At 64.8% G+C, this 22,202-nt stretch carries 24 protein-coding genes and 1 tRNA gene; 13 read left to right on the top strand and 12 right to left on the bottom strand.

Going from position 1 to position 22,202, the window contains the following annotated elements; translation table 11 throughout:
- Positions 1 to 18: 18 nt before the first annotated feature.
- Complete coding sequence (locus ACE3T2_RS14125; protein WP_374658414.1) at positions 19 to 783, top strand: NAD-dependent deacetylase; 765 nt, start codon at positions 19 to 21, stop codon at positions 781 to 783.
- A gap of 35 nt (positions 784 to 818) precedes the next feature.
- Positions 819 to 1,364: a cupin domain-containing protein gene (locus ACE3T2_RS14130; protein ID WP_374658531.1), complete on the top strand. Its 546-nt coding sequence runs from the start codon at positions 819 to 821 to the stop codon at positions 1,362 to 1,364.
- Here ACE3T2_RS14130 and ACE3T2_RS14135 read toward each other — a convergent pair.
- Positions 1,261 to 1,548 (bottom strand): hypothetical protein, encoded by a 288-nt coding sequence (locus ACE3T2_RS14135; RefSeq protein WP_374658416.1) that lies wholly within the window; start codon positions 1,546 to 1,548, stop codon positions 1,261 to 1,263. The two genes, ACE3T2_RS14130 and ACE3T2_RS14135, sit on opposite strands and share 104 nt — an antisense overlap.
- Positions 1,549 to 1,834: 286 nt before the next feature.
- Here ACE3T2_RS14135 and ACE3T2_RS14140 point away from each other — a divergent pair, with 286 nt between their 5' ends.
- Positions 1,835 to 2,740 carry a SurA N-terminal domain-containing protein gene (locus ACE3T2_RS14140; protein WP_374658418.1) on the top strand — a complete coding sequence of 302 codons (906 nt, stop codon included), beginning with the start codon at positions 1,835 to 1,837 and terminating at the stop codon, positions 2,738 to 2,740.
- Between the two features lie 632 nt (positions 2,741 to 3,372).
- Complete coding sequence (locus ACE3T2_RS14145) at positions 3,373 to 3,705, top strand: hypothetical protein (protein WP_374658420.1); 333 nt, start codon at positions 3,373 to 3,375, stop codon at positions 3,703 to 3,705.
- 97 nt (positions 3,706 to 3,802) lie between these two features.
- On the opposite strand, the gene ACE3T2_RS14150 is transcribed toward ACE3T2_RS14145, so the two are convergent.
- Entirely contained in the window at positions 3,803 to 4,369 is a 567-nt protein-coding gene (locus ACE3T2_RS14150) for a tyrosine-type recombinase/integrase (protein ID WP_374658533.1), read from the bottom strand.
- A gap of 122 nt (positions 4,370 to 4,491) precedes the next feature.
- On the opposite strand from ACE3T2_RS14150, the gene ACE3T2_RS14155 reads away from it, so the two are divergent.
- A complete protein-coding gene (locus ACE3T2_RS14155) occupies positions 4,492 to 4,950 on the top strand; it encodes a hypothetical protein (protein ID WP_374658422.1) in 459 nt (152 codons plus the stop codon).
- Here the strand turns inward: ACE3T2_RS14155 and ACE3T2_RS14160 are convergent.
- From ACE3T2_RS14160 to ACE3T2_RS14170, 3 genes are all read right to left on the bottom strand, one after another.
- Positions 4,947 to 5,951, bottom strand: a complete 1,005-nt coding sequence (locus tag ACE3T2_RS14160) for a tyrosine-type recombinase/integrase (RefSeq protein ID WP_374658424.1) — start codon at positions 5,949 to 5,951, stop codon at positions 4,947 to 4,949. The genes ACE3T2_RS14155 and ACE3T2_RS14160 overlap by 4 nt on opposite strands.
- A 124-nt stretch (positions 5,952 to 6,075) precedes the next feature.
- Positions 6,076 to 6,882, bottom strand: a complete 807-nt coding sequence (locus ACE3T2_RS14165) for a DUF805 domain-containing protein (RefSeq protein ID WP_374658426.1) — start codon at positions 6,880 to 6,882, stop codon at positions 6,076 to 6,078.
- 13 nt (positions 6,883 to 6,895) lie between these two features.
- A complete protein-coding gene (locus ACE3T2_RS14170; protein ID WP_374658428.1) occupies positions 6,896 to 7,402 on the bottom strand; it encodes a hypothetical protein in 507 nt (168 codons plus the stop codon).
- Between the two features lie 127 nt (positions 7,403 to 7,529).
- On the opposite strand from ACE3T2_RS14170, the gene ACE3T2_RS14175 reads away from it, so the two are divergent.
- Both ACE3T2_RS14175 and ACE3T2_RS14180 read left to right on the top strand, forming a co-directional pair.
- Positions 7,530 to 7,736, top strand: coding sequence for a helix-turn-helix transcriptional regulator (locus ACE3T2_RS14175; protein ID WP_374658430.1), 207 nt, complete (start codon positions 7,530 to 7,532; stop codon positions 7,734 to 7,736).
- A gap of 253 nt (positions 7,737 to 7,989) precedes the next feature.
- Positions 7,990 to 9,708: a retron Ec67 family RNA-directed DNA polymerase/endonuclease gene (locus tag ACE3T2_RS14180; RefSeq protein ID WP_374658432.1), complete on the top strand. Its 1,719-nt coding sequence runs from the start codon at positions 7,990 to 7,992 to the stop codon at positions 9,706 to 9,708.
- Between the two features lie 14 nt (positions 9,709 to 9,722).
- On the opposite strand, the gene ACE3T2_RS14185 is transcribed toward ACE3T2_RS14180, so the two are convergent.
- From ACE3T2_RS14185 to hemC, 5 genes are all read right to left on the bottom strand, one after another.
- Positions 9,723 to 9,798: transfer RNA gene (locus tag ACE3T2_RS14185), tRNA-Thr, on the bottom strand.
- A gap of 158 nt (positions 9,799 to 9,956) precedes the next feature.
- Positions 9,957 to 11,483, bottom strand: a complete 1,527-nt coding sequence (locus ACE3T2_RS14190) for a heme biosynthesis HemY N-terminal domain-containing protein (RefSeq protein ID WP_374658434.1) — start codon at positions 11,481 to 11,483, stop codon at positions 9,957 to 9,959.
- Entirely contained in the window at positions 11,480 to 12,316 is an 837-nt protein-coding gene (locus tag ACE3T2_RS14195) for a COG4223 family protein (protein WP_374658436.1), read from the bottom strand. The genes ACE3T2_RS14190 and ACE3T2_RS14195 overlap by 4 nt, the downstream gene beginning before the upstream one ends.
- Entirely contained in the window at positions 12,313 to 13,020 is a 708-nt protein-coding gene (locus tag ACE3T2_RS14200; RefSeq protein WP_374658438.1) for a uroporphyrinogen-III synthase, read from the bottom strand. Before ACE3T2_RS14200 ends, ACE3T2_RS14195 begins: the two co-directional genes overlap by 4 nt.
- A gap of 50 nt (positions 13,021 to 13,070) precedes the next feature.
- Positions 13,071 to 14,039, bottom strand: coding sequence for a hydroxymethylbilane synthase (gene hemC, locus ACE3T2_RS14205; protein WP_374658440.1), 969 nt, complete (start codon positions 14,037 to 14,039; stop codon positions 13,071 to 13,073).
- 82 nt (positions 14,040 to 14,121) lie between these two features.
- On the opposite strand from hemC, the gene tsaD reads away from it, so the two are divergent.
- Genes tsaD through ACE3T2_RS14230 form a run of 5 tightly spaced genes read left to right on the top strand, consistent with a single transcriptional unit; the run spans position 14,122 to position 17,641 of the window.
- Positions 14,122 to 15,213, top strand: coding sequence for a tRNA (adenosine(37)-N6)-threonylcarbamoyltransferase complex transferase subunit TsaD (gene tsaD, locus ACE3T2_RS14210; RefSeq protein WP_374658442.1), 1,092 nt, complete (start codon positions 14,122 to 14,124; stop codon positions 15,211 to 15,213).
- Positions 15,210 to 16,199 (top strand): NAD(P)H-dependent glycerol-3-phosphate dehydrogenase, encoded by a 990-nt coding sequence (locus ACE3T2_RS14215; RefSeq protein WP_374658444.1) that lies wholly within the window; start codon positions 15,210 to 15,212, stop codon positions 16,197 to 16,199. The genes tsaD and ACE3T2_RS14215 overlap by 4 nt, the downstream gene beginning before the upstream one ends.
- 12 nt (positions 16,200 to 16,211) lie before the next feature.
- A complete protein-coding gene (locus ACE3T2_RS14220; RefSeq protein ID WP_374658446.1) occupies positions 16,212 to 16,502 on the top strand; it encodes a YciI family protein in 291 nt (96 codons plus the stop codon).
- Positions 16,502 to 16,867 carry a Rieske (2Fe-2S) protein gene (locus ACE3T2_RS14225; protein ID WP_374658448.1) on the top strand — a complete coding sequence of 122 codons (366 nt, stop codon included), beginning with the start codon at positions 16,502 to 16,504 and terminating at the stop codon, positions 16,865 to 16,867. Before ACE3T2_RS14220 ends, ACE3T2_RS14225 begins: the two co-directional genes overlap by 1 nt.
- Before the next feature lie 57 nt (positions 16,868 to 16,924).
- Positions 16,925 to 17,641, top strand: a complete 717-nt coding sequence (locus ACE3T2_RS14230) for a class I SAM-dependent methyltransferase (RefSeq protein WP_374658450.1) — start codon at positions 16,925 to 16,927, stop codon at positions 17,639 to 17,641.
- Here ACE3T2_RS14230 and ACE3T2_RS14235 read toward each other — a convergent pair.
- Together ACE3T2_RS14235 and ACE3T2_RS14240 are read right to left on the bottom strand one after the other, a co-directional pair.
- On the bottom strand, positions 17,638 to 18,393 hold the full coding sequence (locus ACE3T2_RS14235) for a creatininase family protein (protein ID WP_374658452.1): 756 nt from the start codon (positions 18,391 to 18,393) through the stop codon (positions 17,638 to 17,640). The two genes, ACE3T2_RS14230 and ACE3T2_RS14235, sit on opposite strands and share 4 nt — an antisense overlap.
- A gap of 92 nt (positions 18,394 to 18,485) precedes the next feature.
- Positions 18,486 to 20,063, bottom strand: coding sequence for a M28 family metallopeptidase (locus ACE3T2_RS14240; protein WP_374658454.1), 1,578 nt, complete (start codon positions 20,061 to 20,063; stop codon positions 18,486 to 18,488).
- Between the two features lie 234 nt (positions 20,064 to 20,297).
- Here ACE3T2_RS14240 and acs point away from each other — a divergent pair, with 234 nt between their 5' ends.
- The gene (gene acs, locus ACE3T2_RS14245) at positions 20,298 to 22,181 is read left to right on the top strand and encodes an acetate--CoA ligase (protein ID WP_374658535.1); all 1,884 of its coding nucleotides are present in this window, start codon (positions 20,298 to 20,300) and stop codon (positions 22,179 to 22,181) included.
- Positions 22,182 to 22,202 lie beyond the last annotated feature (21 nt).

Consider the following 22,202-nt stretch of genomic DNA (forward strand, 5'->3'; position numbering starts at 1 on the left):
GCACAGGAGGAACCGCCGATGCCCGACGCCGACCGCCAGGCCGCCGACCGCGCCGCCCTGACCGCCGAGCTGGCCCAGGCGCGGCGCATCGTGGTCTTCACCGGGGCCGGCGTCTCCACGGAATCCGGGGTGCCGGACTTCCGCAGCCCCGGCGGCGTCTGGAGCCGGATGAAGCCGATCTACTTCCAGGAGTTCGTCAACGACGAGGACAAGCGAAGGGAAGCCTGGAACCGTGTCTTTTCCGGCGCGGCGAAGTGGACGGGCGCGCGGCCGAACGACGGCCATACCGCGGTGGCGCGGCTGGTGGCGCAGGGTAGGGCCAGCGCGGTCATCACCCAGAATGTCGACAATCTGCACCAGGAGTCGGGCATACCCGAGGACAAGGTGATCGAGCTGCACGGCAACGCGCACTACGCGCGTTGCCTCTCCTGTGGGCTGCGCCATGAGTTCGACGAGTTTCGCGACGGCTTCCTAGATCGCGGCGAAATCCCGACCTGCCGGGCCTGCGGCGGGCTGGTGAAGTCGGCGACCATTTCCTTTGGCCAGGCCATGCCGCAAGGACCGATGGACCGCGCAGAGGCGGCTACGCTGGCTTGCGACCTCTTCCTGGTGTTGGGCTCGTCCCTGGTGGTCTTTCCAGCCGCTGGCTTCCCGATGCTCGCCAAGCGCAACGGCGCCAGGCTGGTCATCGTCAACCGCGAGCCCACTGACCAGGACGCCTATGCCGACCTCGTCCTGCACGACGAGATTGGACCGGTCATGCGCGAGGCGGTCGGGCTCTAAGGGAAATCACCATGCCGAAGATCGACGTCGCCGCCATGCCTTTCGTCGCCCGCGGGGGCTATCCGCCGCCTTACGACCGGCAGGTCGCCGGGCGCGAGCGCAAGCAGCTGGGTGATCAAGCCGGCCTCACCCAGTTCGGAGTCAACCTGGTCAGGCTCCCGCCCGGCATCGCCCCGTCGCTCCGGCACTGGCACTGGCACGAGAACCAGGACGAATTCGTCTTCGTCGTCGAGGGCGAGCTGGCCCTGGTCGAAAACGAGGGCGAAACATTCTGCAGGCCGGGGACGCGGCCGGCTTCAAGGCGGGGGTCGCCGACGGCCACCGGCTGGTCAACCGGTCAGGACGCGAGGCGGTCTATCTGGAGGTCGGAACGCGCACGCCGCATGAGCGCGCGCACTTCCCGGACGACGAACTGCTCGTCGTCGCCGATGAAGCCGGCGTCCGCTACAGCCGCGGGGACGGTACGCCGCTCTGAAGTCAGCCCTTCCGGGCCGGGCGGGCGCGCACCTTCGTCGGCAGTGGATCGGTCCGGAAGTCGCCGGCGGTCCCCAGCTTGGCGTTGCAGGACGGGCAGCGGATGACCGCCTCGTCGCCCAAGGTCGCCTCGATCGAGAAGCCGGCGCCGCACGGCTTGCACTTCCAGTCGTGCTGGGGCGCAGGCGGGGGCGGAGGCGCCGCCGCGGGCTTGGCCGCCGGGACCGGTGGGAGCACCTTCGGCGGGTTCTTCAACGACAGGATCGGGCGGCGCTTGGGCTCGTCGCTCATAGTGGGGGGACCTTCAAGTACGTGCCGGCCGGCCACGCCGGGCCCGAGCGCACGCGTTCTCCCTTCTCCAGCATTGACTTGCAACAGCAAAGGACGCGGAAATCGCGGGCAAGTTCAAGCTTGGGCGCACAGCGGAACGGCCTCGCCGCAAATCGCTGTTCGTGACAGCTTAAGATGTTTCGAGGTTAAAGGGACAAGACGGCTCGTTCCGGTTGCGGGGTCTCACGCTATGCTAGCGGCCCCGAACTTGCAGGACGGCCGGGGCGACACACTCGGGGAGAAACCGATGAAATTGAAATGGACTCATGGCGCAGCCCTCCTGGCCTGCATCGCCATGAGCGGCTGCGGCCTGATCGGCGGCGGCGGCAAGGCCCCGAAGGGCCAGGTGGTGGCGACGGTCAACGGTGAGGAGATCACCATCACCGAGCTGAACCGCGAAATGGGCGGGGCCTCGCCGGCGAACGCCCAGGAACGCAAGGCCATGGAACAGGCGGCCCTTCAGACGATCATCAACCGGAAGCTGGTGGCCCAGGCCGCCAAGGAACAGAAGCTCGACAAGACCCCGGCCTTCGCTCAGCAGGAGCTGCAGGCCAAGGAAGCCATGCTGGTCGGCGCGATCCAGCGCAAGGTCGCCGCGACCGTCCAGGATCCGCCGCGCGCCGAGGCCGAGAAGTTCGTCGCCGAGCACCCGAACATGTTCGCTCAGCGCCGGGTGATGGTCGTCGACCAGGTCATCGCCGGCAAGTTCGATCCCAAGCTGATGAAGGAATTCGAACCGCTGAAGACGCTTGAGGAGATCGAGGCGGTGCTGACCCGCGAGGGTGTGGACTTCCAGCGCACCACCACGGTGCTCGACACCCTGAACGCGCCGCAGGGGCTGTCCGAGACCCTGCTGAAGCTGCCTCCCGGCGAGGTCTTCGTCTTCCCGCGCGGCAACGCCGTGTTCGTCAACCAGATCCGCGACTCGCGTATCGTGCCGTTCACCGGCGACCGCGCGATCAACTTCGCCATCGCCGGTCTGAAGCAGATCCGGACCCAGGAAGCCCTGAACCGCGAAGTGGAGTCGCTGCGCAAGGCCGCCGGCGAAAAGATCACCTACAACGACAAGTACAAGCCCGAGAAGCCGAAGCCCGGCGCCAAGCCCGCCGCGCCCTCGGCCCCGGCGGCGCCCGCCGCCGGCGCCACGACCTGACGCCTCGGGTCATCGTGACAAGGATCGACGCGCCGGGTTCGCCCGGCGCGTTTTTCTTTGCCGCTCGCGCGGGCTCCGAATGTCGGGAAAAGGATGGTGCCGCTTACAGGACTCGAACCTGTGACCCCCTCATTACGAATGCTCTACTACCTAAAATTATTCAATTAATTCAACTTGATACAGACGGTTCGGGAGAAATTTTTCTCTCTTTTTAGCGCTGGCACAATCCAAACAAGGTCATTCGGTGGCCTAAATAGTAGGACCTCGTACAACGACTCTCATTTCAATTTTCATATGCTCAAAGTCCAATCCAAGAATGCCAGATAAACACACCAACCACATCCATGACCTGATCGTTTCCAGGTGCCTCTACCTAGTAGGCGATTCCTCCAACAGCGAGACGAGCCAAGCCCGCCCCTCTCCTGTCTACAACCTATCCTTCGCCCGATATGTCGCTCAGAGCTCCGCTCCCCCACGTTCTTGAAGCCATAGAGGCTTGCCCCGAGCGGTACATGGTCACCTTGACGACCCCAAGATCGCTCGATGGCATTCAGATGAGTCGACTAGTCGGAGAGCTTTTGCACCGAGTGAATCGAGCACTCTTTGGTACAGCCTATTCACGGCATCGACGTATGAGCCTCGCCGTTTTCGCCGTGCAGGAATTCTCCTACAGCCAGGAACTTCACACCCATGCCTTAGTTGGCATCCCGGCCGGCGGCAGAGAATGCAAGGCTCATAAATCCAGCCTCACATTCCCAGAGTTGATCAAATCCACCTGGTGCCAACTGGACCATGGCGGCCTCCCCAAGGCTCAGGACGTACAAGAGCTGTATGACCTAGACGGGGCACGTCGTTACCTCACCAAGACCATCCGAGACCTCGATTCGCTTGACCGGATCGACGTCAACAACTGCAATATCCCACTTATCGATACCGCTGTCCCGGACCACCGGGATAATACATAAATCACCGAGCAGACGATTTTCCTAAGTGTTTACAATCAAATAGCTTGGCATCGAAAATGCCTTGATAATAGAGTATTGTCTAAATTCTATTAGATAATCAAATAAGCTCTACAGCCATTCGCTTAGAATTGTCGCTGACATCAATATATCTTTGGGTAGTAGACATACTACTGTGACCGACCAAATCCTGAATTACTCGAACACTTACGCCCTTATGAGCCAAGTTCGTAATGAAGGTCCGACGACCACTATGTGAGCTACCATTGTCGATTCCCGCTCGATCATATATCCATTTGAAATGATTAGCTAAACCGACACTTGTGAATCGATATTGAGTCTTCTGGGATACGAAAAGCGGAGCTTGAAGGTCGAGAGACCTTCCCGTTAGGAATTTTCCAATTTCAACAGAGAGCTTATTGGAAACCATGACGGTTCGAGCTTTCCGCCCCTTGGTTTGACCGGGCCTGAGTCGGATTTCCGACTTTGGTGATCCATCCCCATTAGCGACATCGCCAACGATCAAGGCCGCAACCTCGCCAACCCGCAGCCCGGCTAAGTACGTGAGCTGAAGCATAAGCCTATCTCGGAGTTCATACCTCGACCCGGAAACGGAGCTTAATAGCACGTATAACTCAGCATCGCTGAGGGTCTTGGCCTGCGACATATAGAAAATACCCAACTTAAACACGTAAGTAGCAAATATGTATTTTTGTATATTAATACATATTTCTCCAGAGTGGATTTCTGGGGAGGTCGAATAGACGATACCTTCGAACAGGAGGCATCATGTCTATTTTGAATTCTCTGAATGCCGTCGAGGCTGAACGCCCGACCGGCTACGATCCGGTTCGAAGCCGGCGGCGTAAACTGGCTCAAGCCATTGACGTGCAGATTCAGCAGATCGCTGCCGATCACGCTGGCCTCCCCTATCGGCGATCGGTGTTGAAGAGGCACCGAGACCTCGAAACCGACCTACTGATTGAGGTTCAGGAACAGCGAAGAGTTGTTCGTTGGTGGTGGCACGACGAGCAGGGAAAGGTGAATTTCCAACTCCGCTATGGAGCTGCCGTGCTTGAGGTCTCGCCGGGAAAGTCCGTCTTCCAAGCAGCCGATCTTGAGGAGGCCCGGAACCTCCTCGGAGAACTTAGGAAGGCAGCGCTATCCGGCGAGCTGGACGGAGCCCTCACCATTGCGGCCCTGGCACTCAGGGGGCGGTTCTCCACGAAGCGGAAGGCAAAGGGCTAGGACAGGGACTTCCCATATCGAGAGGGGAACTTCATGCTCTGCAACTTGGCGACGTTCATCTCGGCGTCGAGGTGCTTGGCATAGAAGCGGTCGATCATCTCCACACTGGTACGGCAATTTCGAGCCAAGGTTAGAAGATCGAGACCTTCATTGTTGATGAGCCGAAACATGATGGCCGTGTGCCGGAGCGAATAGGTCGTTCGTTCCGCTCCGGCCCCCGTGGTTTTGAGGTCCGCTTCGCCGAGGACGTAGCCAAACTGCCGCCGGATAATTTCCTGGGCGTAGGAGCGGGATTGGTACTGGGGCAGAAAAACATAGTCGCTGCTCTTCCCGTACCCATCCTTTTCGTGATCGGCTTTCAGCCGTCGGTATATTTCGACAGCCGCAGGCATTGTGATGACCGGGTAGTTCGCCGCCTTCGACGACGGCAGGGTGATCTTTACATAACGAATGCCGTCGGGACGCTGAACGATCTCGCAATTGGAATGCTTCAGGGCAAAGACGTCTGCTGGTCGTAGGAATGAATTGACCATGAATGTGCAGAATGACCGAAGCTCCTTCGTAATCGGCCACCTCCGAACAACAACTGGCGTACTGGCCCGCTCCAAGCGCCGCAATGTTTGAAGCAATTGCTTGTACTCCTGGCGAGAGAACCAGGGCCGTGGATTGTCCTTTGCAGATGGCCTAGGCATCCGGGGCACTGCCTTCAGCACCCCGTCATCCACAGCAACCTTCAAGGTCATGCTGACGAACGAGAGAATGGCGTGGATGCTTGTGGCCTTCAGCCCCTTGGCAGCCAGATAGGCCACAAACTCCTTGAGCCTTGGAGTGTTGATGCTCCGCACACTCTGCGACCCGAAGAACGGCTTGCAGTGGCCCTCGAGACGCTGGCGGTAGTCTCGGACTAGGGTCTTTGAACGGCTCCCAAGAGCCACCAACGTCTCGGCTTCACTTATCAGTCGCTCGCCGTAGGTCGTGATCGTTCCGTACTTGGCAGACATACATCAGGCACTCAGTTCCCACTCTAAGGCCTAGCTTAGGCTCAGGAAGGGAACCTCGCCACTGGTGCTGGCAAGACCCTGCAAGCACCCCCAAAGCGATGCCCGATCATGGCGCTGTCTGACCTCAAGCAATGACCGCTGCGGCTTGCTCAACGGTTCGATGGCGAAGCGGATCATCCCCAAAGCGATTGGAACCGACAGTACCAGCCCGGCAGTACCAGTAGAGTAACAGGAAGCTGCCAAAGCCAGTGCAATGAAGAAGCTGCCACCATCCAGAACGGCCTATGTCGTGCAGCCGACGGATGGACAGGGATAGCCACGGCAAGAGGGTTCCGAGAAACCAGATAACGGTGAGCGGCCCTACAGCGCCATCAGTGCCGGGCTTTGCGCCCTCAAGCACAACAGCCATAACGAACCAAACGACGGTCATCACGACGGTAGTGATCCAGAACGTACTCCGGGCTGTCCGCCCTCCGAAATCGAAGTAGCGACCAAAGAACTCGGTGAAGGGATTTGCGGGTCGTTTGGCCACCATTCCAGCAGCGATCGGAGCGGACGGGACCACACGTTCGCTCGCCGATGCCGTATCCGGCTCCCCGTAACGCTGGACATTGACCACCAGCGGACGTTCCTGGCGATTATCCGGCCAGATCGACAAAATGAAGATCGCTAGCCAGCCAACACCCGTAAAACTCACGCTGAGATTCAGAATGAGGATGATGTAGCGGTATCGGCTATGGCGCCGAAAAGCGATGAATGTCGGTACGAGAAAAAGTGCAAAGCAAACGGCTATCGTAAGCCCAACGGCGAAAATGATGCCGCTATCGTCCGAGGCGGTTGTCTGAGCATATGCTCCTGACCCGGCGAAGACGGAGCCTACCGCCAGCACCCCAGCAAGAATGGCACCGACCTTCGTTGTTTTCTCCCCCATCTGACCAATCCGATCAGTAGATGATGAAGTTGTTTTTTGGCCGATAGGTCTCGGCACACGTCACCCCGGCAGTTCCGAACTCACAGATGAATTGGGAACCGACCCGGAACTCTCCCTTGTAGGCCCGGATATCCGCCCGGTTGATGATCGCCGGGTACTGCCAAGGCCCGGGATGGGGGCCACAAGCCCGACCGCTGGCACACGAAGCACTCATGCCTGACCCGGTGAAGCATCGAGCACTGGCTCCATTGGCGGTAACGACCAGGCCGCAAACCGTCGTGCCATCGGCCGTCATCAAATATGCCTTCTGGCCGACGGAGATCTCAGAGCCGGTCTTGGCCAGCAATCCAGGGTCGGCCGGCATGTCCAAGCTGCAGTTTCGAGCCTTACCGTCGATCTGATTTGCCTTCAGGCAATTCGGGTCCATCCGAGGAGCGGCTGCAAAAGCAATCTCAGCGGGCAGACACACGACAGCAGCTACCAATCCTGCTGCGGCGAAATGGGCAGCGATCTTCGTCATTCTTCCCCCCCCTGTAAGCCGAAAAATAGGCCCGGGCCTTGTCTGAGGCCACGGCTCCCACGGCCCAAATACATCTTATGTGTGATAAACTCAAGGCTGCGGACCGATCAACGCTGCCGGCATGGATATGCGGCGACTCGTCGGTCAAAATGTCAAGAGATACCGCTTGGCCGGCGAAATGACCCAGGAGCAGCTAGCCGAGAAGGCTGGCTTCGCTCAGCAGTACATTAGCGATCTGGAACGGGGTTTGCGGAATCCAACCGCCGTGACGCTATTTGAACTTTCACAGGCCCTTGGCTGCACACCTGCCGACCTTGTATCGCCGATAGCGTAGCCAAATTGCCTGACGTCGACCCTTACTCGGCTTCTGGAGCAGTTCGAGGGCGATCGGGAATTTTCAACGTGACAGGACGACGTGCCGGCGGATAGCTTGGCCTTAAGGCTTGCGGATAGATCTTGCTATCATTGTATCGTGATAGTTGAGGGCAATGCTGCACAGATTGCTCGACGTACATTCCGCACGATCGACGGGTCAACCGGCGGTCATCAACGAGTATCCGCAAGCCATCCCCATCTAAGACCTGCTCATGTCGAAGCTTAGTCAACTGAAATCTTGCGTAAACGTTACGCAACTTGCCATCCTCATGGGAACGAAACCCAAGGCACTTGCCCATGCCATCCACGGGATTCCAGATCACGAAAAGTATTTCGAATTCAAGATACCAAAGAAGAGCGGTGGATCACGGCTAATACAGTCCCCAGTACCACCACTGAAGAAAGCACAAAAGCTCCTGGCGAAAGTTCTGTATGCTTGTCTATTAGAAATTGAAGCCGATGCCAATATCAGTGAGAGAAATGCCCTATCTCACGGCTTTTCAAAAGGCAGGTCCGTAATTACCAATGCCAGTCGGCATCGAAACCGACGTTATGTCTTCAACGTCGATTTGGAAGATTTCTTTCCATCCATCCACTTCGGTAGAGTCCGAGGATTTTTCGCCAAGAACCGACACTTCGAACTTAACGACGCCGTGGCGACGGCAATCGCCCAACTTGCCTGCCACAACGGGGCTCTGCCGCAAGGAAGCCCCTGCTCTCCCGTCATATCGAACCTGCTTGCACATGTACTTGACGTACACCTTGGCCGCTTTGCAGCGGCACAGGGCTGTTCGTATACTCGCTATGCTGACGACCTTACCTTCTCGACTAACAGAAAAGATTTCCCTCCTTCCATAGGAATGCCAGTCGAGGGATCACCCCACCAATGGACAGCCGGAGATGGGTTAGTCGGACGAGTCTATCGGGCCGGATTCCGTATAAACAACAAGAAGACCAGGCTTCAGTATCGAAATTCTCGGCAATCAGCGACCGGACTCGTCGTCAATGACAAAGTCAACGTGCCCAATGAATATTATAGACAGGCACGAACAATGGTTCATCACCTAACCACCAGCGGAACATTTTACTTTCAAGACCAAACTTCCCCCGCGACTTTTGGGCAACTTAGGGGCATGTTGAGCTTTCTATTTCTCGTAAGAGGCTCCGCAACGGAACATAAGAGGATTCCGATCAAGAACGGCGAGAATGAAAAACAGGCTCGCCCGGCCTTCTATCGCCTCTACAAGCGATTCTTGGATTTCATCTACTTTCACGCTAACGATCGACCCACAATCATCTGCGAAGGCAAGACGGATAACACGTATCTATCTGAGGCTATTATCTCCTTAGCGAAGAGATATCCCGGGCTCTTCAATGGCACGGCGGACAAGGATCGATTCCTTGTAAAATTCTTCAAATATACAGATACGAGCAGTGCCATCCAAGATTTAGGCGGAGGTACTGGCGACCTTAGCCGGTTCATATACGGTTATGACGGGGCGATAAGACAATTTTCCGCTCCTGGGAAAAGGAATCCGGTCATTATCATTGTGGACAATGACTCTGGATCCTCCAACATATGGACCGCTATAAAGAAAGTGGCCGATCTACCCACAGCTGTAACCGGGTTAGAGCCGTTCTATCACGTGATAAACAATCTATACGTGATCCCAATACCAAAAATTGGAACGACAGAGACGAGGATCGAGGACTTCTTTGACTCCACCGACCTTGGAATCATTGTTAATGGACGGAAATTCAACCCCGACGAAAACACCTTCGACCCGAAAATCCACTACCCAAAGTCTACTTTTGCGGACGAAGTAAAGAAGCGGCGAGGCCGTATAAATTTTACGAACTTCATCCCGATCTTGGACCGGATAGTGCAGGTCCAAGCTGATTACACTGCTCGATTAGCAGCTTTACCTTAGAGATATGAGGGAAGTGGTGCCGCTTACAGGACTCGAACCTGTGACCCCCTCATTACGAATGAGGTGCTCTACCAGCTGAGCTAAAGCGGCATCTGGACCGAGAGGGCTGGTAATCCATCTCTCGGTAGTCGTGTGTCAATCCCAAACTCGCTTAGGAGGAGACCTAAGCATTACGAATGAGGTGCTCTACCAGCTGAGCTAAAGCGGCCTGGCATCGCTTCGGGGCCGATTTGGCCGCGAAGGAGCGCTTACTTAGCGACTCTCGGCGCGCTCGCCAAGCGCCGCCTTCCAGAAGGCCGCCGTTCGCCGGCCCGCGGCGGCGGGGACGGGGGCGGGTCATCGTCCTCATAGACGCCTTCGGCGATGTCGTAGGAGGCCGGCGAAGCCTCGTGCGCAGCAAGAAAAGCTGCTGAATCCAAATAAGAAATAGGAAGGTCAGGCAGTTCGCTGAGGCCGCGCTCGCGCCGCTCGTGCCGCGGATGGATCAGCTCGCCGGTTTCGGCGAAACTGACCACCAGCCGCGCCCAGTCGGAGGGCTCGTAGGCAAAGGCGCGGCCTTCGGGATCCAGGTCGGACCAGTCCGGCTCCTGTTCGGCGCCCAGGCCACGTGCCATCCAGACCCGCGCCTCGTCCGGCTGGCCGGCGGCGAAGGCGGCCCGCGCGAACAGGCCGGCGATCCGCGCCGTCACCGGTTCAGCCTTCAGCGCCTCGGCGGCCTCCAGGGCGGCGGCCGCGTCGCCCCGCACCAGGTCCTGTTCGACGACCAGGATGCGGCTCTCGCGCGCGCCGGGGTTGAGGCTCGCCAGCCGGCGCAGACGGTCGGCCCGCTGGCGCGGCGTCTCGTCGGTGCGCAGGTCGCGATAGGCGAGCCACAGGGCGGGGTGCGGCGCGATCTTCCAGGCGTTCTCGATGACCTGGACGGCGCGGCTGGGCTTGCCTTCGTCGGCCAGCAAACGCGCGGCCATCACCACGCCAGGGGCGAAGCCGGGCTGCAGCCGCGCCGCCTCGACGGCGAACTCCAGCGCCTGCTCGCGGCGCTTCAAGTCTGGATCGGCTTCGCCCTGGGCCGCTGAGGCGGCGAGCAGCGCGGCCCGCGCCCGGTCGGCGACGATCGGCGGCACGATCTTGCGGTCGGCCGCGCCCTTGGCGAGGTCGCGCGCCCCGGCCCAGTCGCCCGCCTCGAGCCGGGCGTCCAGCAGGGCTCGCCAGGCCCACCGCGCGGTCCGCGCCTCGTCATAGGCAGCCTGCGCCTGGGCGCTGGCGCCCTCGCGGTCGCCGCGCGCCAGCGAAAGCTGCATCAGGCCCTTTCGCCCGGCCAGCCGCATGTCGGGCAGGTTCAGCATCGCTTCGTAAGCGGCCTGGGCCGCGCCGGCGTCGCCCGCCGCCTCGGCCGCCTGAGCCGCCAGCAGCCGCGCCAGTCCGGGCGCATCGTCGGCCAGGTCCGCAGCCTTCAGGGCCAGACGACGCGCCTCGGCGCCCTCGCCGGCGGCGACGGCGACAAAGCCGCGGGTCAGCACCTCGTTGGCCTGGCGACGCCGGGTCTCAGCCCGCGCCCGCTCGGCCCGCTGCGGGGCCTCGGCCGCCCATAACAGCAGCCGCCAGGCCAGCATGCCGCACAGCGTCACGAAGAGGGTGATCAGCACGAAGGCGGCCGCCGTCATGTCGGCCCGCCAGCCCAGCCAGACCAGGGTCGCATGGCCCGGCTCGCCGGTGATGGCCAGCACGGCGGTCGCCAGGGCGGCGACCAGCAGCACGATCAGCGCCGCGCGGATCATGTCCCGGCCTGGGACAGGCGGCCCAGCTCCTCCATCGCCTGGGCGCGGACGGCGGCGATGTCGCGGTCGAGCTTGGCGCGCCGCTCAGCCCGGTCGCGCCAGGGCCCCAGCGCATCCTTGGCCGCAGCCGGCAGAGCTTCCAGGGTCTTCAGCGCCGCCGCCACGTCGCCGTCCTGCATCTGCTGCTCGGCCCGCGCCAGGCGGGCGTCGGCGGAATCGCCCGGCACCTCGCCGACCCGGCGCAGAGCCACGACGCGCGAGAGGGCATAGCCGACACGCTCCAGCACCCCGGCGCCGTCCCCCGGCGCGCGCGCGGCCGAAGCGGCCTTGGCGGCGTAGTCGGGGAAGCTCGCGGCCAGGGCCGCTCGGGTCGGCGCCCCACGCTCGGCGTCCAGCGCCAAGCTGCGCAGGTCCAGGCCCGGGGCCGCGCGCGCCAGGGCCTTCACCTCGTCTGCGAATGGACGGGAACTCTGGGCGGCGTCGGCAAGAGCTCCGGCCGCCAGCACCGCGGCGGCGGCCGTGGCCAGGCGCCCACGATCGGCTTCCAGCAGATCGACCCGGTGCTCGATGTCGGCGTCGGCGCGCTCGATCGGCGCATCGGGCGGGGCGATCGGCGCCGGCGGCTCTAAGGGTTGGACAGCGGCCAGGGGCTGCGGGCGTTCGAGCGCGCCGGGGGCCGGCTTGGCGGGATAGAGCTGCGGCCCGAACCGCGCCAGGCCGTAGCCGGCCGCCAGGCAGGCGAGGCCGAACGCCACCACCACCCATGCGCCGCGCCGCGAGGGCCGGCGTGCATACGACCCCGGATCGCGGGGCGCAGTCAGCTCGTCGCTCATGAGGCTCGATCTATCAGATTCAGCATAGCGGCTTCGAGGGGAAAGGGAGCGCTGGCGCGCGCCGCCACCTGGGCGCGCGCCAGCGGCTTCAGCACCGCCTTCGACAGGGCGAGCACCCGCAGCTGGGGCTGCGGGGAGGCCCGCAACACCGCGGCTAGCGCCTTGGCCGCCTTCGGCGAGTGGGCGAGCACGACATCCATTTCCGACAGCCGGGCGAGCTGTCGGTCGGTCAGCCGGACCGGAACCGTGTCGTAGAGCGTCAGGGTTCGCACCTCGATCTTCACGCGGGCGAGCGCCCCGGCCAGATCGCCGGCCGGCTCGGCCGCTCCAGGATGCAGCACCGCGCCGCCGATTTCGGCCCGGCGCGCGGCGATCCCCTCGGCCAGGGCGTCGACGTCGCCGTCCGCCGACAGCACCCGCTGGAAGCCTGCATCGCGCGCCGCCTGGGCGGTCGCCGCGCCGACTGCGAACACCCGCAGCGAACGGTCCGGGCAGGCCTCGGCGAAGGCGCGCAGCCCGTTGGCGCTGGTGAAGGCCAGGGCCCTGACGCCGGAAAGGTCGATCTTGACGTCGGGCAGCGGTCGCACCGTCAGCAGCGGCGCGACGAACGGTTCGTGCCCCAAGGCCCGCACCCGCGCAGCCGTAGCGTCGGCGCCGGGCTGGGCGCGGGTGATCCAGACGTTGAGCGGTCGGGCGGCGGTCATCTTCACCTGCAACCCTGGCGGCGCGCGCCGCCTCTGGCAATCGGAAGCCGCTACTGCGGCGGCAGGATCAGGTCGCCGCCGTCGCGCTTGACGGCGTCGCCCAGCGACAGGCCAAGGTCGCGCGCTGCGGCCTGCGGATCGGCCGAGGCGGCCAGCTCGGCCGAGCCCTCGTGCCGGAACCGGTGGACGCCGTCGGCCGACAGCGCCTCGACGATCAGGTGCAGCGATCCGCCCGCCAACCGCGCATGAGCGCCGATGGCGGTCTTGCACGAGCCTTCCAGCGCCACCAGCGCACCGCGCTCGGCGGCGACGGCTACGGCGGTCGGAGCGTGGCGGATCGCCTCCAGCCACGGCGCGCCGATGTCGGAAATCCGAGTCTCGATGGCCAGGGCGCCCTGGCCGGGGGCGGGCGGGCGCTCCAGCGGATCGAGCAGACTCTGCGGCAGGTCGCCCAGTCCCAGACGCTTGAGACCCGACAGCGCCAGCAGGATGCCGTCGGCCTCTCCCGCCGCCAGCTTGGCCAGGCGCGTGTCGACATTGCCGCGCAGCATGCGCACGTCGAGGTCGGGGCGCAGATGCAGCGCCTGGGCCTGCCGCCGCAGCGAGGCGGTGCCCAGGACCGCGCCCTGCGGCAGGTCTTCGATCCGTGCGACCTTGTGGCTCAGGAAGGCGTCGCGCGGATCCTCGCGCTCGGGGATCGCAGCGATGCAGAGCCCCTCGGGCAACAAGGCCGGCATGTCCTTCATCGAATGCACGGCGCAGTCGATGGCGCCCGAGGCCAACGCCTCCTCGATCTCCTTGGTGAACAGCCCCTTGCCGCCGATTTCCAGCAACCGGCGATCCTGCACCCGGTCGCCCGTGGTGGTGATCACGATCAGCGGCGCGACCGCGTCGACTTCCGCCTGGTTCGTCGGGTCCGCGCCCAGGGCGGCGGCGATCCGGCGTTGGACCATGCCCGATTGGGCCAGGGAGAGCTTGGAGCCGCGGGCTCCGATCCGGACGGGCTGTTGCGTGGGCACGACGCGCAGTCTACCTCGGCGTTGCGATAAGGAAGCCCCGGCCTATAGGACCGCGCCGGGCGCCGCAACCGTTGGGAGCCGCGTGAGCCAGACCCTGACCGTCCTCGGCCTAGAGACAAGCTGCGACGAGACTGCGGCCTCGGTCGTGCGCCTGGACGCCGACGGGGCCGTCGAGGTGCTGTCCTCGGTGATCGGAACCCAGTTCGCCCAGCACGCCCCCTATGGCGGCGTCGTGCCCGAGATCGCCGCCCGCGCACATGTCGAGACCATCGACGCCGTCGCCGCCCAGGCCATGCAGGAGGCCGGACTCGGCTATGGCGACCTCTCCGGCGTCGCGGCCACGGCGGGGCCCGGCCTGGTCGGCGGGGTGATGGTCGGGCTGTCGTTCGGCAAGGCGGTGGCGCTGTCCAGGGGCCTGCCGCTGGTGGCGGTGAACCACCTCGAGGGCCACGCCGTCTCGGCCCGGCTGACCGCCGACATTCCCTATCCATTCCTGCTGCTGCTGGTCTCCGGCGGCCATTGCCAGTTGCTGGCCGTCGAGGGGATCGGCGCCTGCCGCCGCCTGGGCTCAACCATTGACGACGCCGCCGGCGAGGCTTTCGACAAGATCGCCAAGAGCATGGGCCTGCCCTATCCCGGCGGCCCGGCCCTGGAGAAGCTGGCCGAGGGCGGCGATCCGGCCGCTTATGACCTGCCGCGCGCCCTGCTAGGCCGCCAGGGCTTCGACTTCTCGTTCTCGGGTCTGAAGACCGCCGCCGCGCGCTTCGCCGCCACGGTGACAACCGAGGCCCAGCGCCGCGACCTCGCCGCCGCCGTCCAGTCCGCCATCGCCCGCCAGCTCTCCGAACGCACCGACAAGGCCATGGCCGCCTACGCCGCCGAACATGCCGGCCAGGCGCTGCGCTTCGTGGTCGCCGGGGGCGTGGCCGCCAACAAGACCGTGCGCGCCAAGCTGCAGGAGACGGCCGCCAAGCACGGCTTCTCTTTCGACGCCCCGCCGCTCGCCTACTGCACCGACAACGCCGCCATGATCGCCCTGGCCGGCGCCGAGCGCCTGGCGCTGGGGATCAGCGACCCGCTGGACGCGGTCGCCCGCCCGCGCTGGCCGCTGGATGCGGAAGCGGCCGCCTCCAACCCCACCCACGCATTCGGCCGCAAGGGAGCCAAGGCATGAAGACCGCAGGCGTCATCGGCGGCGGAGCCTGGGGCACGGCGCTCGCCCTGGTCTGCGCCCGCGCGGGCCTTTCCACCACGCTCTGGGCGCGCGAGGCCGAGGTCGTCGCCTCGATCAATACGGCGCGCGAAAACACGACCTTCCTGCCGGGCGTGGTCTTCGACGCCCCCGTCCGCGCCACCGGCGACCTGGCCGACCTCGCCAGCGCCGATGTCGTGCTCAACGTCAGTCCCGCCCAGCACCTGCGGGCCAGCCTGGACGCCTTCCGGCCTCACGCCCGCGCCGGCGTGCCGATGGTGCTGTGCTCCAAGGGCGTCGAACAGGGCACGCTGAAGCTGATGACCGAGGTGCTGGACGAGGGCCTGCCCCAGGCGACGCCAGCGGTCCTGTCGGGGCCCAGCTTCGCCATCGATGTCGCCCGCGGCCTGCCGACCGCCGTCACCCTGGCCTGTCCGGACGAGGAGCTGGGCTTCCAGATCGCCGCGGCGCTCAGCCTGCCGACCTTCCGGCCCTATCTGGCCACCGACATGATCGGGGCGGAGATCGGCGGCTCGGTGAAGAACGTGCTGGCCATCGCCTGCGGGATTTCCGAGGGCAAGGGCCTGGGCCGCAGCGCCCACGCCGCCCTGATCACCCGCGGGTTCGCGGAAATGACCCGCATGGCCGTGGCCCTGGGCGCGGAGGCCGAGACGGTCGCCGGTCTCTGCGGCCTGGGCGATCTGGTGCTGACCTGTTCCTCGCCGCAGTCGCGCAACATGAGCGTGGGCCTGGCCCTCGGCGCCGGCCAGACCCTCGAGCAGGCCCTGGCCGGCAAGGTCTCGGTGGCCGAGGGCGTCGCCTCCGCCCCCGCCGTCGTCGCCCTGGCCCGCAAGCTCGAGGTCGAGGCCCCGATCTGCGAGGCCGTCGCCGCGATCCTGGCGGGCGAGGCCCAGGTCGACGAAGCCATCGGCCGCCTGCTCGCCCGCCCGATCCGCTCCGAACGCTAGAAGGACATCTCCGTGCCGCTCTTCGCCCTGCACTGCCTCGACAAGCCCGCCTCGCTCGATCTGCGGCTCGCCAATCGCGAGGCGCACCTGGCCTATGTCGGCGGTTTCAGGGACCACGTGCGGGTCGCCGGCCCGCTGCTGGACGGCGAAGGGAACATGGCCGGCTCGCTGCTGGTCATGGAATTCGACGACCTGACCGCCGCCAAGGCCTTCTCGGCCGACGATCCCTACAACAAGGCCGGCCTCTTCCAGCGCGTCGAGGTCACTGCCTTCAAGGCCACCCTGGGCGGCTTCTCGGCCTGATGCGCGACGGCCCCGACAATCCGGCCCGGCCCGGTCCTGGCGTGCGTCTCTGCGCCCTCACCGACCTCGCCGACCCGGGCTCGAAGGGCTTCCGCTTCCGCCAGGACGGCAAGATGTTCGCGGGCTTCGTGGTGCAGGTGGGCGGCGAGGTCCGCGGTTATGTCGACAGCTGCCCGCACGCCGGCTGGCCGCTGGCCGCCTGGGACGACCGCTACCTGACGCGCGAGGGCGACCTCATCCTCTGCGGCGGCCATGCGGCCTTGTTCCGTCCGCTCGACGGTCTGTGCGTCGCCGGCCCCTGCGCGGACGAGAGGCTCAGCCCCTGGCCCGTGCGGGTCGAAGACGGCGAGATCTTCACCGGCTGAGGTTTCCTTAATCCCCGCCAGCTAAACCATGGCGCGAGACCTAAGGAGACACCGGCCATGGCCGACGCCCTTCGCGCGCTGGCGACCTTCAACGGACGCTTCGCCCCGCAGTTCGCCCGCACCATGCTGTCGACCCCCCGCGCCGACGACGAGGTCGCGGCGTTCGCCGCCCATTGCGAGGCGCGCGGCTTCGAGTTCACCGAGACCTGGGCCGACAACAACTTCCGCTTCGTCGCCCCGATGCTGCGCGAGTTCGCCCAGAACCGCGGCCAGATCCGCTATCTCGAGATCGGCGCCTACGAGGGCAAGAACCTCGCCTTCATGGATTGGCTGCTTCCGGCCCGCCTGGACGTGACCATCATCGACCCGTGGTTCGATCCTGCCCTGAACCCCGAAGAAAAATACCTTGCGGTCGAGCCTCGCTTCCAGCGCAACGCCGCCAAGCTCGACTTCGACCGGCTGGATATCCGCAAGGGATTCTCGACCTACGAACTACCGCGCATGCTGCAGGCGGGCGAGGAATACGACCTCATCTATGTCGACGGCTCGCACACCGCCTGGGCGGTCAGCGTCGACCTCGCCTACTGCGCCAGCCTGCTGAAGATCGGCGGCATGATGGTGCTCGACGACTACTGGCACCATGAGAGCGAGATCGGCGGCCCCGGCGTGAAGCAGGCGGTCGACCACTTCCACGCGATCTTCCGCCAGTACTTCGATATCACCGCGGTCTATCGCCAGGTCGCCCTGACCAAGATCCGCGACATTCCGCGCTAGGCGCGGGCGGGGAACGGCTCGGCGGCGAAGTCCGTCACGTCATCGATCAGGCCCTTCGCGGCCAGGGCCACCAGCTCGCCGCCCTTTTCCGGCGTAGCCAGGGACGGGTCCGAGCCCATGCGACCGTCCGGATAGCGGGCGCGGAAGTCCTTGGCCTCGCGGATCGGCCCGGTTGGGGCGATCTGCGGCGCATAGTTCGCGGTCTTGATCGCCTCCGGATAGGCCCATTGGGTCACCGCGATCTCCGAGGGGGTCGCATGGCTGCCGTGGCCGGTCGGGAACTGGCGGTTGGCGAGCGCCGTGACCCCGCGCAGCTCCCACCAGTTCTTGAGCTTGCAGGCGAAGCCCCGCTCGACCCGCGCGAAGCTGGCCTCGGCGTAGAGCTCGGAGAACGCCGCCTCGATGGTGGCGACGTTGCCGCCGTGGCCGTTCAGGAAATAGATCTTCTCGAAGCCGTGCGCGGCCAGCGAGCGGCACCAGTCGCCGATCGCGGCGATGAAGGTCGAGGGCCGCAGCGAGATCGTGCCGGGAAAGCCCAGGTGATGCTGCGCCATACCGATGTTGAAGGTCGGGGCGATCAGCAGGTCCGAGCTCTTCTGCGCCTCGTGCGCGATGATCTCCGGGCAGAGCCAATCGGTGCCCAGCAGGCCGGTCGGCCCATGCTGCTCGTTCGAACCGATCGGCACGACCACCGTCTTGGAGCGCTGGAGATAGGCGTCGATCTCTTGCCAGGTCGAAAGGTGAAGCAGCATGTCGGGAATCCTACTGAGCAGATGGCGCAGGATAGCAGCGCCGTCCTACGGTTCACATCCTGCCCTCCCACAAGGGGGAGGGAAACAAGACCCTACTTCGCGAACCGCTTAAAGAAGCTCGTCTCCTTCCAGCGCGGCCTCTCCGGTTCGTCCGCGACCGCGAAGATCAACTTGCCGAGAAAGACGTTGAACTTGGCCGCCTCGGCTTTCTCGACAGGCTGGGAGAGGTCGTCGGCCAGGGCGTGATAACGGGTGGCGCGCCAGGTCTTCTCGATCTGCGCCCGCGGCGTGTCGGGCTTGAAGCCGAACTTGAAGGCCAGCGCCGGGACGCCGGCCCGGATGAAGCTGTACTGGTCGGAGCGGATGAACGAGTTGCGGTCCGGATAGGGGTCGGCCACCACCTCCAGCCCGGCGGCCTTCGAGACCTTGCGCGCGGTGTCGCCCAGGGTGCTCTCGTCGACCCCGTACATCAGCACAGAATCGAAGGTCCACAGCGGCAGGGCCATGTCCATGTTGAGGTCGGCCACCACCGAGGCCGCCGGCACGCTCGGCTTGCCGGCGAAGTATTTCGAGCCGAGCAGGCCCTTCTCCTCGCCGGTCACCAGCACGAACAGCACCGAGCGCTTCGGGCGGGCCTTGGCGGCGGCCATGTCGCGCGCGATCTCCAGCACGGAGGCGACCCCCGCGGCGTTGTCGAGCGCCCCGGCGTAATAGGGCGCGCCCTTGCCGGTGGTGTTGACGCCCAGGTGATCGAGGTGGGCGGTGACCACCACGTGCTCGGCCGCCAGCTTCGGGTCCGAGCCCGGCAGCTTGGCCACCACGTTGGCCGAGACCACTTGGCTGGTCTGCGTCGAGACCTGCGCGCGGAGCGATTGGGCGAGGTCGAAGCCCTTGATAGGTTTGGCGGCGTCGGCCAGCGCCAGCACCTCGGCGAAGGTGTGGCCCGAGCGTGCGAACAGCTTCTCGGCCTCCGCCGGATTGAAGCTGGCGGAGAAGGCCTGGCCGCGCACCTCATTCAGGGCGTCGTCGGCGGGGAACATCCCCGGCTGGCCTGAATTCTGGATCTGCCGGACCCAGGGCACATCCATCGACTTCGGATTGGCCAGGGCGATCAGCCCGACCGCGCCGGCGGCCTGCGCCGCGCGCCAGGTCTCCGAGCCGCGCGAATGGGCCTTCAGTTCCGCCGAGATGTCGCCCGGCCCGCCGTTCACATAGACCGCGATCTTGCCCTTCAGATCCTGGCCGGCGAAGTCGTCATAGCCGACCTCGGGCAGATGCAGGCCGTAGCCGATGAAGACCAGCGGCGCCTCGACCGTCTTGGGCTGAGGAATCCGCGCGCCGAACAGAATGTCCTCGCCGACCCGCAGGGTCTGCGCCTCGCCGCCCGCCACCAGGGCCGCGCTCGACTGGTTCGCCAGCACGCGCTGCTCGGTGAACGTCATGGGCTGCAGATAGCCCTTGGTCCCGGCCGGCTTCAGGCCATAGGCGCGGAACTTCTGGGCCGCGTAGTCGGCGGCGCGATCATAGCCGGACGTGCCCGTCATTCGCCCTTCGAACTGAGGCCCGGCCAGCGTCTCGACATGGGCCCACCAGCGGCTCCCGTCAGGGTCGGCCGCGAGGGCCGGGGCGGCGGAAAGAGCGGCGAGAACTATGGCGAAGGTCAAACGCATGTTGGGGAAATGACTCGGGTCCGTGATCAAAGCGCGACAATTCCTTCATACGGCCGGCCCTGCAAGCGGCACGGTCGCCGCGGCGCCTTCCCGAAGGTTAGCTTCTTCACCTTCGGCGGTTGCGCACGCGCCCTCGCGCGCGTAACTCCCGCCTCAAAGCGCTAAATAGGGAGTAGCGGCGTGAGCGAAGGCGAAGTCTTTCCGGTTCCCGAGGCCTGGGCGCAGAAAGCCCATATGAACGCGGCGGGCTATGAGGCCGCGGTCGCGCAGGTGGAGTCCGATCCCGACGCCTACTGGACCCACGTCGCCGGTCGGCTCGACTGGATCCAGCCCTTCTCCGTCGTAAAGGACGTCTCGTTCAACAAGGACGACTTCCGCATCCGCTGGTTCGCCGACGGCGTGCTGAACGTCTCGGTCAACTGCCTGGACCGCCACATCCCCACGCGCGGCGATCAGGTCGCTATCATCTGGGAAGGCGACGGCGGCGAGACCACCACGCTCACCTATCGCGAGCTGCTCGCCGAAACCTGCCGCATGGCCAATGTGCTCAAGGCCAAGGGCGTCCAGAAGGGCGACCGCGTCACCATCTACCTGCCGATGATTCCGCAGGCGGCGGTGGCCATGCTGGCCTGCGCCCGCATCGGCGCCGTCCATTCTGTGATCTTCGGCGGCTTCTCGCCGGATTCGATCGCCGGCCGCATCCAGGACTGCGACAGCCGCATCGTCATCACCGCCGACGAAGGCCTGCGCGGCGGCAAGACCGTGCCGCTGAAGCGCAACGTCGACGAGGCGCTGAAGACCTGCCCGCAAGTCAAGGACGTCATCGTCGTGCGCCGCACGAAGGGCGACGTGCCGATGGTCGAAGGCCGCGACGCCTATTTCTCGGACCTGAAGCAGGACGTCGCCGACACCTGCGAGCCCGAGCCGATGAACGCCGAGGATCCGCTGTTCATCCTCTACACCTCCGGCTCGACCGGCAAGCCGAAGGGCGTGCTGCACACCACCGGAGGCTACCTGACCTGGGCGGCCCACACCCATGAGCTGGTGTTCGACTACCGCCCCGGCGAGGTCTTCTGGTGCACGGCCGACGTGGGCTGGGTCACCGGCCACAGCTATGTCGTCTACGGCCCGCTGGCCAATGCGGCGACGTCGCTGATCTTCGAGGGCGTGCCCAACTATCCCAACCATTCTCGGTTCTGGGACGTGATCGACCGCCACAAGGTCGAGATCTTCTACACCGCTCCCACCGCCATCCGCGCCCTGATGCGCGAAGGCGACGAGTACGTCACCCGCACCAAGCGCACCTCGCTGCGCCTGCTGGGCACGGTCGGCGAGCCGATCAACCCGGAGGCCTGGCTCTGGTATCATCGCGTGGTCGGCGAGGGCCGCTGCCCGATCGTCGACACCTATTGGCAGACCGAGACCGGCGCGTGCCTCGCCTCGCCCCTGCCGGGCGCCCATGCGGCCAAGCCCGGCTCCTGCGCCAAGCCGCTGCCCGGCGTGAAGTTCCAGTTGGTCGACGCCGAGGGCGGCGTGCTCGAGGGCGCGACCTCGGGCAACCTCTGCATCACCGACAGCTGGCCCGGCCAGATGCGCACGGTATACGGCGACCATCAGCGCTTCTTCGACACCTACTTCTCGACCTATCCGGGCAAGTACTTCACCGGCGACGGCTGCCGCCGCGACGAGGACGGCTACTACTGGATCACGGGCCGCGTGGACGACGTGATCAACGTCTCGGGCCACCGCCTTGGCACCGCCGAAATCGAAAGCGCCCTGGTCGCCAACGAGCACGTGGCCGAGGCCGCCGTGGTCGGCTACCCGCACGACATCAAGGGCCAGGGCGTCTACTGCTTCGTGACCCTGAAGTCCGACACCACCCCGTCCGACATCCTGCAGGCCGAGCTCAAGGGCTGGGTCCGGCGCGAGATCGGGCCGTTCGCCGCGCCGGACGTGGTACAGTTCGCGCCTGGCCTGCCCAAGACCCGCTCGGGCAAGATCATGCGCCGCATCCTGCGCAAGATCGCCGAGAACGACCTCTCCAACCTCGGCGACACCACCACCCTCGCCGATCCGGCCGTGGTCGACGATCTGGTGAAGAACCGCCACGGCGGCTGACGCGTTGCGCATGGCGAAGGA

The organism is Phenylobacterium sp. (genome assembly GCF_041919955.1).
Lineage (GTDB): Bacteria > Pseudomonadota > Alphaproteobacteria > Caulobacterales > Caulobacteraceae > Phenylobacterium.

Excerpts from the sequence above, each read along its gene's own strand:
- ACE3T2_RS14175 (WP_374658430.1), top strand. The coding sequence starts at position 7,530 with ATGCGGCGACTCGTCGGTCAAAATGTCAAGAGATACCGCTTGGCCGGC.
- ACE3T2_RS14180 (WP_374658432.1), top strand. The coding sequence starts at position 7,990 with ATGTCGAAGCTTAGTCAACTGAAATCTTGCGTAAACGTTACGCAACTT.
- ACE3T2_RS14125 (WP_374658414.1), top strand. The coding sequence starts at position 19 with ATGCCCGACGCCGACCGCCAGGCCGCCGACCGCGCCGCCCTGACCGCC.
- ACE3T2_RS14160 (WP_374658424.1), bottom strand. The coding sequence starts at position 5,951 with ATGTCTGCCAAGTACGGAACGATCACGACCTACGGCGAGCGACTGATA.
- ACE3T2_RS14150 (WP_374658533.1), bottom strand. The coding sequence starts at position 4,369 with ATGTCGCAGGCCAAGACCCTCAGCGATGCTGAGTTATACGTGCTATTA.
- ACE3T2_RS14225 (WP_374658448.1), top strand. The coding sequence starts at position 16,502 with ATGCGCGACGGCCCCGACAATCCGGCCCGGCCCGGTCCTGGCGTGCGT.
- ACE3T2_RS14230 (WP_374658450.1), top strand. The coding sequence starts at position 16,925 with ATGGCCGACGCCCTTCGCGCGCTGGCGACCTTCAACGGACGCTTCGCC.
- ACE3T2_RS14195 (WP_374658436.1), bottom strand. The coding sequence starts at position 12,316 with ATGAGCGACGAGCTGACTGCGCCCCGCGATCCGGGGTCGTATGCACGC.
- ACE3T2_RS14190 (WP_374658434.1), bottom strand. The coding sequence starts at position 11,483 with ATGATCCGCGCGGCGCTGATCGTGCTGCTGGTCGCCGCCCTGGCGACC.
- ACE3T2_RS14170 (WP_374658428.1), bottom strand. The coding sequence starts at position 7,402 with ATGACGAAGATCGCTGCCCATTTCGCCGCAGCAGGATTGGTAGCTGCT.
- ACE3T2_RS14145 (WP_374658420.1), top strand. The coding sequence starts at position 3,373 with ATGAGCCTCGCCGTTTTCGCCGTGCAGGAATTCTCCTACAGCCAGGAA.
- ACE3T2_RS14240 (WP_374658454.1), bottom strand. The coding sequence starts at position 20,063 with ATGCGTTTGACCTTCGCCATAGTTCTCGCCGCTCTTTCCGCCGCCCCG.
- ACE3T2_RS14215 (WP_374658444.1), top strand. The coding sequence starts at position 15,210 with ATGAAGACCGCAGGCGTCATCGGCGGCGGAGCCTGGGGCACGGCGCTC.
- acs (WP_374658535.1), top strand. The coding sequence starts at position 20,298 with ATGAACGCGGCGGGCTATGAGGCCGCGGTCGCGCAGGTGGAGTCCGAT.
- ACE3T2_RS14155 (WP_374658422.1), top strand. The coding sequence starts at position 4,492 with ATGTCTATTTTGAATTCTCTGAATGCCGTCGAGGCTGAACGCCCGACC.
- ACE3T2_RS14135 (WP_374658416.1), bottom strand. The coding sequence starts at position 1,548 with ATGAGCGACGAGCCCAAGCGCCGCCCGATCCTGTCGTTGAAGAACCCG.
- ACE3T2_RS14130 (WP_374658531.1), top strand. The coding sequence starts at position 819 with ATGCCTTTCGTCGCCCGCGGGGGCTATCCGCCGCCTTACGACCGGCAG.
- ACE3T2_RS14235 (WP_374658452.1), bottom strand. The coding sequence starts at position 18,393 with ATGCTGCTTCACCTTTCGACCTGGCAAGAGATCGACGCCTATCTCCAG.
- ACE3T2_RS14165 (WP_374658426.1), bottom strand. The coding sequence starts at position 6,882 with ATGGGGGAGAAAACAACGAAGGTCGGTGCCATTCTTGCTGGGGTGCTG.
- ACE3T2_RS14200 (WP_374658438.1), bottom strand. The coding sequence starts at position 13,020 with ATGACCGCCGCCCGACCGCTCAACGTCTGGATCACCCGCGCCCAGCCC.
- ACE3T2_RS14140 (WP_374658418.1), top strand. The coding sequence starts at position 1,835 with ATGAAATTGAAATGGACTCATGGCGCAGCCCTCCTGGCCTGCATCGCC.